The 16,769-nt window shown below is 42.9% G+C and carries 10 protein-coding genes; all 10 read left to right on the top strand.

Features of this window, described 5'->3' with window-relative positions; genetic code table 11:
• Positions 1–5 precede the first annotated feature (5 nt).
• The 10 genes from JGK22_RS08680 to JGK22_RS08635 all read left to right on the top strand — a co-directional run bounded on the left by JGK22_RS08680 (position 6) and on the right by JGK22_RS08635 (position 16,474).
• Positions 6–1,430 carry a response regulator gene (locus JGK22_RS08680; protein ID WP_293181200.1) on the top strand — a complete coding sequence of 475 codons (1,425 nt, stop codon included), beginning with the start codon at positions 6–8 and terminating at the stop codon, positions 1,428–1,430.
• 314 nt (positions 1,431–1,744) lie between these two features.
• Complete coding sequence (locus tag JGK22_RS08675) at positions 1,745–2,140, top strand: response regulator (RefSeq protein ID WP_293181203.1); 396 nt, start codon at positions 1,745–1,747, stop codon at positions 2,138–2,140.
• Positions 2,137–4,623: a response regulator gene (locus tag JGK22_RS08670; RefSeq protein WP_293216679.1), complete on the top strand. Its 2,487-nt coding sequence runs from the start codon at positions 2,137–2,139 to the stop codon at positions 4,621–4,623. The genes JGK22_RS08675 and JGK22_RS08670 overlap by 4 nt, the downstream gene beginning before the upstream one ends.
• Positions 4,624–4,832: 209 nt before the next feature.
• The gene (locus JGK22_RS08665; protein ID WP_293181209.1) at positions 4,833–7,472 is read left to right on the top strand and encodes a response regulator; all 2,640 of its coding nucleotides are present in this window, start codon (positions 4,833–4,835) and stop codon (positions 7,470–7,472) included.
• 555 nt (positions 7,473–8,027) lie between these two features.
• Complete coding sequence (locus tag JGK22_RS08660) at positions 8,028–10,715, top strand: response regulator (RefSeq protein WP_293216673.1); 2,688 nt, start codon at positions 8,028–8,030, stop codon at positions 10,713–10,715.
• The gene (locus JGK22_RS08655) at positions 10,690–12,348 is read left to right on the top strand and encodes an adenylate/guanylate cyclase domain-containing protein (RefSeq protein WP_293181216.1); all 1,659 of its coding nucleotides are present in this window, start codon (positions 10,690–10,692) and stop codon (positions 12,346–12,348) included. The genes JGK22_RS08660 and JGK22_RS08655 overlap by 26 nt, the downstream gene beginning before the upstream one ends.
• A 68-nt stretch (positions 12,349–12,416) precedes the next feature.
• Positions 12,417–12,932, top strand: coding sequence for a DUF1499 domain-containing protein (locus JGK22_RS08650; protein ID WP_293312700.1), 516 nt, complete (start codon positions 12,417–12,419; stop codon positions 12,930–12,932).
• A 338-nt stretch (positions 12,933–13,270) separates the two neighbouring features.
• Positions 13,271–14,125, top strand: a complete 855-nt coding sequence (locus JGK22_RS08645) for a DUF2382 domain-containing protein (protein WP_293181222.1) — start codon at positions 13,271–13,273, stop codon at positions 14,123–14,125.
• A gap of 493 nt (positions 14,126–14,618) precedes the next feature.
• Positions 14,619–15,512, top strand: coding sequence for a DUF2382 domain-containing protein (locus JGK22_RS08640; RefSeq protein ID WP_293312698.1), 894 nt, complete (start codon positions 14,619–14,621; stop codon positions 15,510–15,512).
• Between the two features lie 476 nt (positions 15,513–15,988).
• Positions 15,989–16,474 (top strand): glutathione peroxidase, encoded by a 486-nt coding sequence (locus JGK22_RS08635; protein WP_293197127.1) that lies wholly within the window; start codon positions 15,989–15,991, stop codon positions 16,472–16,474.
• The last annotated feature ends 295 nt before the right edge of the window (positions 16,475–16,769 follow it).

The raw sequence follows: 16,769 nt of genomic DNA, 5'->3' as shown, positions 1-16,769 counted from the left end.
TACCGATGACTTCAACTTTGCAGAACACCAATCGAGCTAATATTTTAGTAGTGGACGACACGCCACAAAACCTGCGGCTATTGGCAGAAATTTTGAGCAATCAAGGCTATCAAGTTCGCCCAGTTCCTAACGGCAAACTAGCACTATCTGCCGCTCAAAAAATGCCCCCAGATATAGTTCTGCTGGATATTATGATGCCGGATATGGATGGCTATGAAGTTTGTCAGCGACTCAAAGATTCTGAAGTAACAAAAGACATTCCGGTGATTTTCATCAGTGCGATTAACGATGTGATGGATAAAGTTAAAGCTTTTGCAGTTGGGGGAGTGGACTTTATTACCAAACCTTTTCAGGTTGAAGAAGTTTTAGCCCGAATCGAAACTCATTTAAAAATTTGTTCGTTGCAACAAAGTTTGCAAGAAAAAAATCAAGATTTAGCAACTGCTATCTACCAATTGCAAGCGACACAAGAGCATTTGATTCAATCGGAAAAAATGGCTGCACTGGGACAACTGATTGCCGGCATTGCCCACGAAATCAATACTCCGCTAGGCATCATAGGTTCATCTATTGATAATATTTCTAATTTTTGGGACGAAAATTTAGAAAAAATGCCTCAATTTTTTCAACAACTTTCTGAAGAAAGCCAAGCTTGTTTTTTAGCTTTGCTGCACAGATCTACAAATCACGAAACGCTATTTACTAGCAGAGAAAAGCGCAAAATTAAGCAGCAGTTGCGTAACGAGTTGATGGCAGGAGGCATTGAAAATGCTGAAGAAATAGCGGATAGTTTAGTTGACATGGAGATTTACGATCGCATAGAAGAATTGTTGCCATTTTTTAAATTGCCGGATTGGGAAGTGGTTTTCAATACTGCTTACCAGTTTGCGAGCTTTAAAAAAAGTATTAGCCTGATCCAAAGAGCGACAGCCAAGTCTGGAAAAGTAGTATTTGCCTTAAAAAGCTACGCTCATTTCGATAGCAAGCAAGAAAAAGTGCAGGCGAACTTGCATGATGGCATTGAAATGGTGCTAACTCTTTATCAAAATCAACTGAAACACGGCATAGAAGTAGTCAAAAACTATGGAGATTTACCGAAAATTATGTGCTATCCCGATGACTTAAATCAAGTTTGGACAAATCTAATTCACAATGCCCTGCAAGCAATGGATTATAAAGGTATTTTGACGATAGAAACTAAGCAGCAAGAGACAAATCTTGTCCTCAAATTTACTGATGACGGCAAAGGTATTCCCCCAGAAGTTATTCCCAAAATTTTTCACCCATTTTTTACGACTAAATCTGCGGGGGAAGGTAGCGGTTTGGGATTGGACATCGTGAGAAAAATTGTTGACAAACATGAAGGTACAATTGCTGTAGAGTCGGTACCTGGACAGACAAGCTTTACAGTCTCCCTGCCAATCTATTAAACTAAACTTACACCTGTTAAAAAAAGAATGCCACTGTCAGCAAGCACCAAACCCCGATTGTCATCAGTGATACCCAATCGAACATCCCCAATCCTCCAATGCCAAAATGGTATTATCCGCAGGGGCTGATTCCCGATAGCGACAGGGGCTGTCTCGCTGACAAACATAAGATTTATTGCGATTGACCGGGTTTCTTTTGTGAAGTTCTATTAAAATAAAATAGGGGACATAGATAGTGCATCCTCGCCCGAAATCAATAACATAGAAGCAAGTCATGTCGGTAAACCCATTAAAATAATAGCAGAGAGCAAAAGATGAATAAGCCTGTAATTCTTTGCGTTGACGATGAACCCGATATCTTGAAGACTCTCAAGATGCAGCTCAAGAATGAATTTAAAGATGATTATTTTTACGAATTAGCTGAAAGTGGTGATGAAGCTTTAGATTTACTGGAGGAGTTTCCAGCAGAAGCTGAGGTGATTGTGGTTGTTTCTGATTGGCTGATGCCGGGAATCAAAGGTGATGAACTGTTAATTAGAGTTCACCAAAAATATCCTAAAATCGTTAAGGTGATGTTGACGGGGCAAGCGGATAAAGAGGCTCTTCAGCGGGCAGTAAAAGAAGCCGATTTATACTGCTGTTTGTACAAACCGTGGAAAAGTAAAGAGTTAATAGATACGATCAAATCTGGGCTGGCAAAGTTATTATGAAAAAACCTGTGATTGTTTGTATTGATGACGAACCGGATGTTTTGAACAGTTTAAAGATTGAACTGAAAAAGGCGATCGGGGATCGGTGTATTATTGAAACGGCTGAGGGCGGGGAAGATGCTTTAGAGTTACTGGAAGATTTGCAGGCGGATGAATACGAGATTGCGTTGGTGCTTTCCGATTATATTATGCCGGATATTAAAGGGGATGAACTGCTTAAAAAAATTCACGAACGATCGCCCGATACGCTGACTATTATGCTGACTGGGCAAGCTGATCTGGAAGCTCTGAGCAATGCTATAAAGTATGCTAAATTGTACCGTTACATCCCTAAACCTTGGCATAATGAAGATTTAAAATTAACGGTAGTAGAAGCAATTCACAGTTACTTGCAAGACCAAAAGTTAACAGATGAAATCCTGAAGCGGCAAGAAGTAAATGCGGCGCTGTCGGCGAGCGAAAGCCGCCTGAACCAATTTTTAGCAGCTCTGCCCGTGGGGGTATCTGTTTACAATCCCGACGGCTCGATCGCCTATTTCAACCAAGCAGCGCGGGATTTGCTGGGTGCAGACACTATCCCGGAAAGCACTGCGGAACAATTAGCTGCAACTTATCAACTTTATGTTGCCAATACTGATGAGCTTTACCCGCCGGACAATCTGCCAATTTTGCGCGCACTCAAAGGAGAATTTGTCAAGGTTGACGATGTAGAAATCCGTCAAGATGGCAAAATAATTGCGATCGAGATCAATACTACGCCAATTTTTGACGCTAGGGGAAATATTGTTTATGCGATCGCAGCTTTTCAAGATATTACCGATCGCAAACGAGCCGAAAGAATACTAGCAGATTACCAGCACACCTTAGAAACCAAAATAGACGAACGCACAGAACAACTGCAACAAGCCGCCTTAGCTGCTGAAGCTGCAAACAAAGCTAAAAGCACGTTTTTGGCCAATATGAGCCATGAATTGCGGACTCCTCTCAATTCCATACTGGGGTTTGCACAAATCATGGAAGGCAGCTCCAATTTTACTGTCGAAAACCACGAAAATCTGAGTATTATTCGTCGCAGTGGCGAACACTTGCTGGCCCTGATCAATGAAGTTTTAGACTTGTCAAAAATTGAAGCGGGGCGGATGATACTTGACCCTAAAGACTTCGACTTATACCGCTTGCTTGACGATTTACAAGATATGTTTCAAATGCGGGCAAAGAATCAAGAGGTTCAGTTGCTTTTTCAGCGAGAAAATGACGTTGCCCAGTATGTGCGAACCGATGATGTCAAACTGCGGCAAGTGCTGATAAATATTCTCAGCAATGCAATTAAGTTTACGGAACAAGGTTCAATCGTTTTAAGGGTTTCACAATTAGAAAAATCGAGAATAGTTGACTTATTGAACAGTCCAACAGCTTGCATTGATACTACAAAAAGTATTAGAGAGTTTGCCACCGATAGAAGTGATGTGGCAACTGTTGTGCCCAGAGATGAGCCTGATGATTTAACTGACGATCGGGTAATTTTCCTTCAGTTTGAAATAGAAGATACAGGCGTTGGCATTGCTTCGGAAGAATTGGGGAATATTTTCAAGGCATTTGTGCAAACATCTTCGGGTCAAAGAACTCAGAAAGGTACGGGTTTGGGATTGACGATTACCCGTCAATTTGTCCGGCTGATGGGAGGAGAAATCGTCGTAGAAAGTGAATTAGAACGCGGCACAAGTTTTAAATTTGAGATTCCAGTCGGTGTGGTTAATTTTGCTGATATTCCCGCCCCAGAAATTAACCGCGAAGTTACTGGGTTGGAACCAAATCAACCCTGGTATCGAATTTTAATTGTAGACGATCGCGAAGACAACCGCCAACTTTTAGTCAAAATTCTTTCTCCCTTGGGTTTTGGAGTGCGAGAGGCTAGCGATGGCTGCGAAGCAATAGAAATGTGGGAAAATTGGCAGCCGCATTTAATTTTGATGGATCTGCGAATGCCAGTGATGGACGGCTATGAAGCTACTAAAGAAATTAGGAACAGAATACAGCAGCAAGAGCGACAAGAAAAGGGCTCTGTGATTCCGAAGATTGTTGCTTTGACAGCTAGCACTATTGAAGAAAAACGATCGTCTGCTTTATCTATAGGCTGCGACGATTTTATTAGCAAACCTTTCCGCAAAACTGATATATTTGATACGCTCCACAAACATTTGGGAGTGAGGTACCTCTACTCTTACTCAACTGATTTTATCCCAACGGGCGATCGCCACAATCAATCTGACGCTCCCTCTAATGCTGCGCTTGCTTATTTGCCCGCACTTCCCGCAGAATGGATAGAAAACATGAGGCAGGTAATCCGTAGCGCTGATTTTGACTTAATTGCGAGGACGATCGAGGAATTAAGGTACGATCATCCTGAATTTACCGAAATCCTCCAGGATCATCTCAATAATTTTGACTACCAAAAAATTCTCACTTTAATTGCCGAGGCATAAAAATAGCATAGTAGAGGTGACAGTTGACAGTTGACAGTTGACAGTTGACAGTTGACAGCTACCCATAGCTGTCGATAGAAGAGGATTGAAGCAATGAATCATTCTACCGTTACCCAAAAAAGTTGGTAAAAAAATCGGTTGAAATCTGATTTTTTACCAAAATTGTAGCAGCAAAGAGAGAAGCAAAAAAAACTCCGGGAAGCAAAATCATGAAAAAACCTGTGATTGTTTGTATTGATGACGAAGCTGATGTTTTGAACAGTTTAAAGATTGAACTAAAAAAGGCGATCGGCGATCGGTGTATTATTGAAACAGCCCAAGGAGGAGAAGATGCTTTAGAGTTATTAACAGATTTACAGGCTGACGAACACGAAATAGCTTTAGTTGTTTCTGATTATATCATGCCGGATATCAAAGGAGACGAACTGCTCCAAATAATTCATGAACGATCGCCCAATACGCTGAAAATTATGCTGACCGGTCAAGCAGATTTGGAGGCAATCAGTCACGCTATCAAGTATGCCAAGCTGTACCGCTACATCCCCAAACCTTGGCAAAAGGAAGATTTGAAGTTAACAGTAGTCGAAGCAGTTCACAGCTATTTGCAAGACCAAAAGTTGGCTGATGAAGTTATTAAGGGGCGAGAAGCAAACAAGCAGTTGCAGATAGCCAACCAGGAATTGTCGGCAAGCGAAAGCCGATTGAATCAATTTTTAGCAGCTTTGCCTGTGGGGGTATCTGTTTACAATCCCGACGGCTCGATCGCCTATATCAATCATACCACCGAGCAGTTGCTGGATGCAGATACTGGGTTGGCAGACAGTATGCTAGGCAACAGTGTTGAACAATTAGTTGCAAGTTCTCAATTTTATGACGCCGAAAACGATCGGCTGTATTTCCCTGAAAATTTTCCGATCTTGCGGGCGCTGAGAGGGGAATATGTCAAGGTGAATGAAGTTGAAATCCTTCAATACGGGCTGACAATCACTCTAGAAATAAGTGCCAAACCTATTTTTGACAGCAACGGAAATATTGTTTTTGCGATCGCAGTTATTCAAGACATCAGCCAGCGCAAAGAATTAGAAAATTTCCTATCAAATTACCAGCGTACCTTAGAAGCTGAAATTGTAGAACGCACAGAACAATTGCAAAAAGCTGCCTTCGCCGCCGAAGCAGCAAACAGAGCGAAAAGTACCTTCCTTGCCAACATGAGTCACGAGTTGCGTACACCTCTCAATGCCATACTCGGCTTTACTCAAATCGTCGAACCCAGCCCGAATTTGACAGTAGACGACAGAGAAAATCTCAGAATTATTTATCGCAGCGGCGAACACTTGCTGACTTTAATTAATCAAGCTTTAGATTTGGCAAAAATCGAAGCGGGGCGGATGACACTTTTTCCGACTAACTTTGACCTTTACTGCTTGCTTGACGAATTGCAAGAAATGTTTGACCTGCGAGCAAAAAATCAAGATTTGCAGTTGATTTTCCAGCGCGATGCTGACATTCCGCAGTACGTGCGAACCGATGAAGTGAAGCTACGCCAGGTGCTAATCAATCTTCTGAGTAATGCGATGAAATTCACTCAAATCGGCGGGGTGTCAGTAAGAGTGCGCCGGAAGTTAGAAGGTATTTCAGCAGCGAATTCGATCGCAAATATAGCCAAAATAAGCGAGGAAGGGGAAATTGTCAGTCCCTTGAAAAATTCGACAGATTCAGATTTAGAAGCAAGCAATTATCCAGAAATTTCTATAATTTCCCGTCAGTCTGAAAGTAAAGTATTGGCAAAAACGGATAATTTAAATATTTCTAATTCTCTGTTTTTGGAGTTTGAAATAGAAGATACGGGAGTTGGTATTGCCCCAGAAGAAATGGGCAATCTTTTTCAAGCATTTGTGCAGACAGCATCTGGTCAAAAAGCTCAACAAGGTACTGGTTTGGGATTGACAATTAGCAACGAATTTGTACGGTTAATGGGTGGCGATCTAACTGTAGAAAGCCAGCTAGAACGGGGTACTATTTTTAGATTTGAGATTGAAGTTAGTGCAGTTGATTCCGCTGCAATTACTGTTCCAAAAAACATCCGTGAGGTGATTGGACTGGAACCAGATCAGCAATACTATCGAATTTTAGTTGTGGACGATCGCACAGACAACCGCAAACTGTTAGTCAAAATGCTTTCTGGCTTGGGTTTCGGAGTCGAAGAGGCTAGCAACGGCCGTGAAGCGGTAGAAATGTGGGAAAATTGGCAGCCGCACTTGATTTTGATGGATTTGCGAATGCCGGTGATGGACGGCTACGAAGCGACGATCGAAATTAGATCGAGGATACAGCGGAGAAAGGAAGAGGAACAAGGCGAGGGGAAGATGGATATTCCCAATCCTCAATTCCTGAACCCGAAGATTGTTGCTTTAACAGCTAGTACCCATGAAGATAAACGCTCTTTTTCTTTGTTGATGGGTTGTGATGACTTTATCAGAAAACCTTTCCGCAAAATGGATATATTTGATATGCTGAGCAAACATTTGGGGGTGAGTTATATTTATTCTGACTTGACAGGCTCTGATTCAATGGGCGATCGCAATAACCTATCAAATTCTTCTAATACTTTGTGTGCTTCTTTGCCCAACCTTCCCGCAGAATGGATAGATAATATGAGGCAGGTAATTCGCAGTGCTGATTTTGACTTAATTGGGATCACAATCGAGGAAATAAGGGCTGCTCATCCTGAATTTGCCGACATCCTTCAAGGTCATCTAGAGAATTTTGATTACCAAAAAATTCTCAACTTAATTCTCGAAGCAGAGAAATTCAATAGTACGGTTCATCAGTTGACAGTTGACAGTTGACAGTTGACAGCTACCTCTTCCGTCGATAGAAGAGGATTGGAACAATGAATCATTTTGTTTAATTTCCCCCTAAAAGGAAAGGCTTCAAACCCAATCTTTAGGCGTGAAGTTTGAAAAAAAAATATCTGGATGACTTATGGCTAAAAATAATAGATATAAGTGCTCGACTTTAGTGGTGGCAATATCAAAATTTTAGACTAGACTTGAATTGCAGTCATTCACAAACAATCTTGAAATCATCTGCATCGCTTACCAGTTTCTCTGTAAATCAAACCATGCAAAAGCTCTCAAATTTATCTGTGGTGTAAATCTCAAATCAACTTGCTGACCAAGAATTTCTTGATGGTACAAGCCCACGGATTTATCCGTGGAATTAATCCCAAATCGAAAATCTAAAATCCTCTCTTCCCCGGAATTTATCCGTGGGGTCAATCTAAAATCTAAAATCTAAAATCTAAAATCGATTGACTGGGGTGGTAAGGTAGTGAAACTGGCAAAAAAGCGAAACCAAACAACTATTTTTTGCCTTGGATAAGTAAATATTCAACAAAAAAAATGGCAAATAAATTTATGAAGAAACCTGTGATTGTTTGTATAGATGACGAGCCTGATGTTTTGGAAAGCTTAAAGATTGAGCTCAAAAAGGCGATCGGCGATCAGTGCATTATTGAAACGGCAGAAGGTGGAGAAGATGCTTTGGAATTGCTAGCAGATTTGCGGGCTGAGGAGCATGAAATAGCTTTGGTGCTTTCCGATTACATCATGCCGGATATTAAAGGGGACGAGCTGCTCAAACAAATTCACGAACAATCGCCCGATACCCTGACAATTATGCTGACGGGACAAGCCGATTTACAAGCTCTGAGCAACAGCATCAAGTATGCTAAGTTGTACAGATACATCCAGAAACCTTGGCAGGATGAAGATTTACAAATAACAGTGGTAGAAGCAGTACACAGTTATTTGCAAGACCAAAAATTAACAATTGAAACTATCAAGCGACAACAAGCCAACGAGGAGTTAAAGAGAGTCAATGCGGAGTTAGAGGTGGTAAACGCAGACTTGAAGCTAGCCAACGAGGAATTATCTGCGAGTGAAAGTCGGCTGAATCAATTTTTAGGAGCTTTGCCGGTGGGGGTATCTGTTTACAATCCCGATGGCTCGATCGCGTATTTGAATCATGCAGCGCAGGAATTGCTTGATTCACAAACTGTCCTCGCGAGGGCTGCCCAAACATGGCGTGGAATGGATCAATTTTATAACGGCGAGAGCGATCGCCTATATTTTCCTGAAAATTTTCCGATTTTACGGGCGCTGAGAGGGGAATCTGTCAAAGTTGATGATGTTGAAATCACTCAATACGGTTTGATAATTACTTTAGAGGTAACTGCTACGCCAATTTTTGACAGCAGCGGAAATGTTGTTTTTGCGATCGCAGCTATTCAAGACATCAGCGAGCGCAAAGAAGCAGAAAGAGTCCTAGCAAATTACCAGCGTACCTTAGAAGCTGAAATTGTGGAACGCACAGAACAACTGCAACAGGCTGCATTAGCTGCCCAAGCAGCAAACAGAGCGAAAAGTACGTTTCTCGCCAACATGAGCCACGAGTTGCGTACCCCCCTCAATGCCATACTCGGTTTTACTCAAATCGTCGAATCTAGCCCAAATCTAACAGCAGAAGACCGAGACAATATCAAAGTTATTCACCGCAGCGGCGAACACTTGCTGACTTTAATCAATCAAGCTTTAGACTTGGCAAAAATCGAAGCGGGCCGGATGATTGTTTTTCCGACAAACTTCAATCTCTACGACTTGCTTGACGAAATGGAAGATATGTTTCAACTACGAGCGAAAACTCAAGGTTTGCAGTTAGTTTTTCAGCGAAATACAGATGTTCCGCAGTACGTGCGAACTGATGAGGTAAAACTGCGCCAAGTGCTAATCAATCTCCTCAGTAATGCCATGAAATTTACCAGAGTTGGCGGGGTATCTGTAAGAGTGAGGTCTCTTAGGCAAGGCAGTTCGGCAGGGACAGATGTAGGGGATGTCATGGATGTAACAGATAGAAGTAATAGAGAAGAAGCAAGAGGAAATGATTCAGAAGGCGAAATTGTCATTGCCGGTGAAAATCCTACAAATTTAGATGGTTCGACAAGTTACAGTCTGCCTGAGAGTGAAAATTTGACGGAGAATAATTTAGATTTGTCTGGTTCGTTGTTTCTGCAATTTGAAGTAGAAGATACAGGAAGTGGCATTTCTCCCGAAGAATTGGGCAAGGTTTTTCAAGCCTTCGTGCAAACAGAATCCGGTCAAAAAGCTCAAAAAGGGACGGGTTTAGGCTTGACGATCAGCAGCCAATTTGTACGGCTAATGGGCGGCAATATTACTGTGGAAAGCGAGCAAAATCGAGGTACGATTTTTAGATTTGAGATTGAAGTTGATGCAGTTGATGCCGCTTCGATTCCTACCCCGGAAATCAGCAGCCTGGTGATGGGAGTGGAACCAGATGGGCCATCCTACCGGATTTTAGTTGTGGACGATCGCAAAGACAACCGCCAACTTTTAGTTAAAATGCTTTCTCCCTTGGGTTTTGCAGTGAAACAGGCTAGCAACGGCCGTGAAGCGGTAGAAATCTGGGAAAACTGGCAGCCGCACTTAATCTTGATGGATTTGCAAATGCCGGTGATGGATGGCTGCGAAGCGACGATGGAAATTAGACTCAGGATACAGCAGAGACAGTCCAAGCAAGCAATGGGGGAGGAAATCAACGTCTCTGGTGTCGAACCTCTGATTCCGAAGATTATTGCTTTGACAGCTAGTACCATTGAAGGGAGGCGATCGTTTGCTTTATTCGTCGGCTGCGACGATTTTATTAACAAACCCTTCCGCAAAAATGATATCTTTGATACCCTTCACAAACATTTAGGGTTGAAGTATCTATACTCTAACTCAACGGATTTGATGTCAGCGGGCGATCGCCACAATCTATCTGACTCCCAGTCTAATGATGCGCTTGCTTATTTACCCATACTTCCCGCACAATGGATAGATCACATGAGGCAGGTAATCCGCAGTGCTGATTTTGACTTAATTGGGATAACAATCGAGGAAATAAGGGATGCTCATCCTGAATTTGCCGAAATCCTCCAGGGTCATCTCGGTAATTTTGATTACCAGAAAATTCTCAATTTAGTTGCCGAGGCGGAGGAATCTGATCGTGGAGATGAAGGCGGAACAAACTGAAAACTATCAAGCAGATATTTTAGTAGTTGACGATACGCCAGACAATCTGCGTTTGTTGATTAGAATCTTGCAAAAAAATGGCTATAAAGTTAGACCTGTTACTAATGGTTTTTCGGCTATAGATGCAATTCAGTCTAGCGTCCCAGATTTGATTTTGCTGGATATTATGATGCCGGATATTAACGGTTATGAATTATGTCAAAAACTAAAAGTACAACCGCAATTTAGCGAAATTCCCATCATTTTTATCAGCGCGTTAGAAGAAGGAATAGATAAGGCAAAAGCTTTTGAAGTAGGCGGAGCAGATTATATCACAAAACCTTTTCAGGTTAAAGAAGTATTGGCGCGAGTGAGCAATCAACTGACCGTGCGTTCTTTGCAAATGCAACTGCAAGAAAAAAATCAAAAATTGACCGATCAAAATGTCCAGTTGCACCAGGAAATTGCCGATCGCCGTCAGGTTGAAATGGAAACAAGATTGCTGCTGGAGGCAACTCAAGCTATTAGCAAATCTGACGATTTTGAGTCGGCTATAGATGTGATTTTAGGTTTAATTTGTCAAACTATTGAATGGAATCTGGGCGAAGCTTGGATTCCTAACAGTGACGGCGTTTTAAGATGTGCTAGAGGCAGGTACGTCAGCGATTTGAGTTTTGCCCAATTCAGACAGACAAGTTGGCAGCTAACTTTTGCTCCTGGTGCGGGACTCCCAGGGAGGATTTGGCAGTCGCAGCAGTCCGAATGGATCGAGGATGTTTCTACTGCACCGGAACAAGTGTTTCTGCGATCGGAAATTGCGGTAAATGTGGGATTGAGAGCGGCTTTTGGTTTGCCAATTTTGGCGGACAACCAAGTGTTAGCTATTTTGATTTTTTATCGCGAAAAAGTTCTGGAATCTCAGCCGCGTTTGCTGGAATTGGTGAGTGCGGTTGCTACGCAGCTCGGTTCGCTGATTCAGCGGAAACAAGCTGAAGCAGCGCTGAAATTGCAGCAAAAGCAAACAGAGAAATTGCTGCTGAATATTTTGCCTAAACCTATTGCTGAGCGCTTGCAAAAAGAGCAAAAGCTGATTGCGGATCATTTTGATGAGGTGACGGTATTGTTTGCTGATTTGGTTGGTTTTACAGAGTTTTCGGCTCACAAAAGTCCGACGCAGTTGGTAGAAATTTTGAATGGAATTTTCTCGGAGTTCGATCGGTTGTCTGAGTTGCACGGGTTGGAAAAGATTAAGACGATTGGGGATGCTTACATGGTGGTTGGGGGTTTGCCGACGGCGCGCCCGGATCACTCTGAGGCGATCGCACTTTTAGCTTTGGATATGCAGGTAGCTTTGAGAAAGTTTAATCTCAAAATTGGAGAAGGTTTTCAATTGCGGATCGGAATTCACAGCGGTTCGGTGGTGGCGGGCATTATTGGGATTAGCAAATTTAGCTATGATTTGTGGGGAGATACTGTGAATGTTGCTTCGCGGATGGAGTCGAACGGATTGCCGGGTAAAATTCAAGTGACGGCGAAGACTTACGAGCGTTTGAAAGAGCAGTTTATTTTTGAAGAACGGGGGCCTATCACGGTTAAAGGTAAAGGAACAATGCTGACTTACTGGTTGCTCGAAGAACAAACTCAATCTATTTAGGTTTGAGATGTCAATTTCAATTAATATTAAAATTAGATCTAAATCGCACTTTCTGGAGGACTCATCCTTTGCAAACAGTTGAAACAAAATCGCCGACAGCATTGAAAAGAGTCCTAGTTGTTTTAATATCGCTGGTAGCTGTAGCGGTACTGGCGATCGCAACTTTTATCCTAATTCCCGGAGAAAAAACCATGTTTGCTGGAAAAAGACCTACTAATATCGGCATTGTATCAGGAAAACTGGCAGCGTGTCCTGCTTCCCCCAACTGCGTCAGCAGCTTCAGTCAAGATGCCGAGCACCAAATTGAGCCTTTGGCTTACACTTCGTCGCCTGCTGAGGCTATGGCTAAGCTCAAAGGGGCGATCGAGTCCTCGGCCAAAACTAAAATTATCACCGCAACCGATAATTACCTGTATGCGGAGTTCACCAGTGCTTTGATGGGCTTTGTGGATGATGTGGAATTTTTGGTAGATGATGGGGCAAAGGTGATTCACGTGCGATCGGCTTCGCGTCTGGGACAGTCGGATTTAGGAGTCAACCGCAAACGCATAGAAACCATCAGAGATCAACTAAATCCACTCTAAACCTAAAATTTATAGCTTTCCTGAAGCCTCTCTCCTGCAACATTCTGAAACTACAGGTACGTTGTTGGGCTTTAGCCCTCTTTAGACTGATAGAGAAAGAGGGCTCAAGCCCAACTACGTACCTAATTTTTATTTCGTTCCTCGCAATCACACTAGCCCTAACTGAACCGTATTGTGACTCAATCAGGTATTGAATAGCTGAGCGCGCTAGCACCGACACCGCGCTGTATTCCTATAGTATTAAACGCCCTAAATTGAGCAGTTCAGACTTTAGGGAGAGGGAAGTTAAGCCATTAATTTCTACTATTAATTTAAGTAGAGCGACGAGGAAAAAACACATGGCACTTCAAAGAATTGCAGATTTTGAGCCTAATTATAAGGAAGAAATATTTGCTGGAGACGACATCAAAGGATTTGATGTTTATGCCGGTGACTCTGACGAAAAAGTAGGCACTGTTTATGACGCATTGGTTGATGAAACTGGCCGTTTTCGCTATCTGGTAGTTGATACCGGCATTTGGATTTTTGGTAAAAAAGTATTGCTGCCGATCGGTTCGGCCCGCTTCGACTACGGAGCCCATCGCGTCTACGCCACAGGCCTTCGCAGCAAAGCTCAAGCAGAACAACTGCCGGCTTACAATGAAATGGAACCCCTAGATTACGATCGCGAAGAACAAGTAAGAGGCGTCTACCGCAATCCAGGCACAGCAGCGACAAGCACTGCAACTCCTGCTAGCTACGATCGCAGCAGCTACAGCTACGATATCGATCGCCCCCTCTACGAAACCAACGAACAGAACCACCAAAATCTCAAGCTTTATGAAGAACGCTTGATTGCCAACAAAAACCGCGCCAAAACAGGGGAAGTAGCAGTTGGTAAGCGGGTGGAAACTGAAACAGCAAGAGCTTCAGTACCCATTGAAAAAGAACGAGTCGTAATCGAGCGAGTCACACCAGTAGAAGCTGGTAGAGTAGTTTCAGTCGGCGAGGCTGACTTCCAATCAGGGGAAGTTGCACGCATCGAAGTCTACGAAGAAACGGCCGACATTCACAAGGAAGCCTACGTGCGCGAAGAAGTCAACGTCAGAAAAGAAGTTGTTCGCAGCACGGTTGACGGGGAAGAAACCTTGCGCCGTGAAGAATTAGACATTCAGACTGACGGAACTCCGGTTGTAGATAATAAAACTATCTAAACCAACCGCAGGAAGTCTTGAATAGGAATTACGCATTAATCACATAATTCTCTCACCGCACAGGTTTGAATTTGGCGATCGCGCAATTCCTAGATGACGCAATACGCTTCAGTTAAGCCCGATTCCCCCTTAAGAAGGGGGGGAAAAGAGTATTCTTCAAGTCCCCCTTTTTAAGGGGGATTTAGGGGGATCTCCGAGGACTCAACAGTTTTAACCCAAGCGTATTCCTATATAACGGCGGGTGGAGTGCGAAACTTGCCGGTTTTGGCCAAAGTTTATGCACTTTCCCCGCCTTTACCAGAAAGAATTGGTTGAAAGCCCCAAGCTTTTTCGGGAGAAATTAAAATCAGACTATTCATTACTCCAATCCTCTGACTTCTAGGTAGAGGTCGGTTTCCTTCGGTCAACTGTCAACTGTCAACTGTCAACTGTCAACTGTTGAACAATTCGCCCCAATTCATAATAAAAATCCCTAAGTAGGAAAGTTTTAAAAATGAACGGTCAAGCATCAGCCGAAAAAGTAGCCACAGCCAAATCAAATACCCGTCTCAACCGGGTGCCGGAAAAAGTCAGGACTAAGCTAAAAAGTTTTACAGTAAAAGACAACCAAGGTCACTTGGTAGGCAAAATCAAAGATGTCTATTTCGATCCTAACGGTCAGCTAAACTTTGTGGTATCAGGGCTAGGTCGCGAAAATCCCCGCATTTTTTTATTAAGTATTAAGCTGCTCAAAAAAGTAGATTATCATCAAAAAACTCTGTTTGTAAGTATTAAGTCCGATCGAGTCGATATGCTGCCCGGAATTGTGGGAACGGCAGAGTATGAGTATTTAGGAAAATCCTCAGAACAGCTTGATGAAGTGAGCAATAGCGAGTCAACTAATCCCTCAACAGTTATGTCAAATCTAACAGATGCCGATCGCCAAAATGAACATTTAGAGACCGATGAGGATGACGAAAACTTGGATATTGTCGATCGAGAAGTAATTCGCCTGCTAGAAGAACGATTGGTAATCAATCGCAGCAAGCGCAAAGTCGGCGAAGTCATAGTCCGCAAAGAAATTGAGACTCGGATGGTACAAGTGCCGATCCAGTGGGAAAAGTTGATTGTCGAACAAGTCGGCGACGATCCGAAGGTTTTGGCAGAGATAGATTTGGGCGAGGGAAACATCACCGGTATAGATTTGGCAGAGATTAAGAGCGATCGCCAGGAACCGACAGTTAAGGCAGAATTTACGTCTGTGCAGAAAGCTAGCAAGATCTTAAATGCGATCGCCTCTCAACCCCGCCACGGTTGTGTCAAAGTCCGCCTAGAAATAGTTTTGGAAGACAAGCAACTTGAGGATACGTACCAAAAATGGATGACGGAAAGCCACTCAGATAAGTGAGGTACGTTGTTGGGCTTAAGCCCTCTTATACTTATCGTGTAGTAAACGGGGTCGCATCAAAAACTCCATTTACAGTCATACCTCATCTTTCGTTATAAATGTTATATATAAAGAGCGCTCAAGCGCAACTACGTACCTATTGTCTTAAGCAAACGGTATTGTCTTATATATAGCCTTTCTCAAAAAGATGAGGTATGACTGACAGCTTACATAACCCTTAAACGTATAGGGCTTTCTTCCCAACAACGTCCGCGAATCTTTCGCTTGATCCGCTATATATATGCAAGAGCGCTGAAGCGCAACTACGTACCTATTGAAAAATTTCATCGGGTTCACAAATATCTCTACTCTAATATCCGCCGGAACTCTGCAAACCCCCCTGGTCTGGATTTTTTAATTTTGAGCGATCGGCAAATCGACAAAATCTTACCAAATTGCGGTAAAATTGTGCTAGTCAAATTTAGAAATATTTGAAAATGCCCAGCACCATCTCCGACATTAATGTAAAAACGATCGCAGGCGCAGACAAGCAGCTAGGAGAGTACACTGGCCAGGTACTCTTGATAGTTAACGTAGCTTCCAAATGCGGCTATACACCTCAATACAAAGGACTCGAAGAATTGAGCCAGAAGTACGGCGCCGCCGGACTCCGCGTTTTAGGATTTCCCTGCAACGACTTCGGAGCTCAAGAACCCGGAAGCAACGCAGAAATCGTCAATTTCTGCACTACAAAATACGGTGTCAGCTTTGAATTATTTGACAAAGTAAGCGCTAAAGGCAGCCAGCAGCACCCGCTGTACGCTAAGCTTACGAATGCAGTCGATCCCAAAGGTGAGGTTTCCTGGAATTTTGAAAAATTCTTAGTTAGCAAACAGGGTGAAGTGGTTGCCAGATTCCGCAGCAGCGTGGGCCCAGATTCGCCGGAATTGATCGCTGCGATCGATCGAGAATTGGCAAAATAAGCAGTTCGGCAACGGATTTTTTTACCGATGTAACGGATGGATGTTTAGTTATTGTAGGGTGCGTCAGGGCTAAATGTTTTGAATACAGACTAACAATTTTCTCCCTGATACCAATTTTTTATGAGGCTGCTCCCGAATCTGATCCCCCCTAACCCCCCTTAATAAGGGGGGGACTGGAATCTTCTCAAAGTCCCCCTTCTTAAGGGGGATTTAGGGGGATCGGAATATGTGCAAGTTCACATTAAATTGGTATGACGCACCCTACGGTTAGTTAGCTTGTTTTTTCTTCTCTTCC

This window comes from Microcoleus sp. PH2017_08_TRC_O_A (genome assembly GCF_020738665.1).
Classification (GTDB): Bacteria; Cyanobacteriota; Cyanobacteriia; order Cyanobacteriales; family Microcoleaceae; genus Microcoleus.
This window is presented reverse-complemented; position numbering and strand designations above follow the sequence as displayed.

Bases quoted from the DNA above. Each gene is read 5' to 3' on its own strand.
- JGK22_RS08645 (WP_293181222.1), top strand. From the start codon at position 13,271: ATGGCACTTCAAAGAATTGCAGATTTTGAGCCTAATTATAAGGAAGAA.
- JGK22_RS08670 (WP_293216679.1), top strand. From the start codon at position 2,137: ATGAAAAAACCTGTGATTGTTTGTATTGATGACGAACCGGATGTTTTG.
- JGK22_RS08640 (WP_293312698.1), top strand. From the start codon at position 14,619: ATGAACGGTCAAGCATCAGCCGAAAAAGTAGCCACAGCCAAATCAAAT.
- JGK22_RS08665 (WP_293181209.1), top strand. From the start codon at position 4,833: ATGAAAAAACCTGTGATTGTTTGTATTGATGACGAAGCTGATGTTTTG.
- JGK22_RS08680 (WP_293181200.1), top strand. From the start codon at position 6: ATGACTTCAACTTTGCAGAACACCAATCGAGCTAATATTTTAGTAGTG.
- JGK22_RS08635 (WP_293197127.1), top strand. From the start codon at position 15,989: ATGCCCAGCACCATCTCCGACATTAATGTAAAAACGATCGCAGGCGCA.
- JGK22_RS08660 (WP_293216673.1), top strand. From the start codon at position 8,028: ATGGCAAATAAATTTATGAAGAAACCTGTGATTGTTTGTATAGATGAC.
- JGK22_RS08675 (WP_293181203.1), top strand. From the start codon at position 1,745: ATGAATAAGCCTGTAATTCTTTGCGTTGACGATGAACCCGATATCTTG.